Raw genomic sequence first — 590 nt, forward strand, 5'->3', positions numbered from 1 at the left:
TGGCGGTGCGCTCGGTGGCGCCCTTGTCCCACTTCTTGGGGTCAGAGGTGTTGACGGAGGCCTGGTCTGACTCATCGTCAATGATCAGGGCTGGCAGCTCACCGAGGATGCCCTTGATCTGCCTGAGGTCCTTGACCAGCTTCGTCAGCACGCTCTTGTTCTTCTTCACCACCATCACGCGGGCGGCCGCACGGTGCAGGTTGGCCCGGTCGTACAACGGGAGCCCCTGCTCCCGCTTCTCGAACTCCAAGGCGCGGATGCCCTGGGCAAGACTCTGGTAGTCGTTCTCCCGCGTAGTGAGCCGTTCGATGTCGAATGCACGCAGCACCGACGGGCGTCCGCCGTGCTGAACGAAAGCGGGCCAGTCAGCGTCGTCGCCGATGTAGTCGGTGCCGACCAAGCTGTCGACGTCGTCGGGATCGCCACCACGCAGGATGTTCTCCTGGCCGATCAGCTCCATGTCCAGGCGCCGCTGGGTCTGCGCTCGGAGCAGGTTGAGGGTGCCGCCGAGGATGATGACCAGACGGTAGCCCGCGTCGAAGGGCTTCGCCGTCACACCGCTGAAGTTGGCGGGCTTGCCTGACTGGACG

General features: G+C 64.7%; 1 pseudogene. It reads right to left on the bottom strand.

The features are described 5' to 3' along the window. Nucleotides 1-590 (bottom strand): annotated as a pseudogene (locus ABD323_RS44080) (Z1 domain-containing protein); the annotation flags it as partial.

It is taken from the genome of Kitasatospora nipponensis (assembly GCF_039528135.1).
GTDB classification, from domain to species: domain Bacteria; phylum Actinomycetota; class Actinomycetes; order Streptomycetales; family Streptomycetaceae; genus Kitasatospora; species Kitasatospora nipponensis.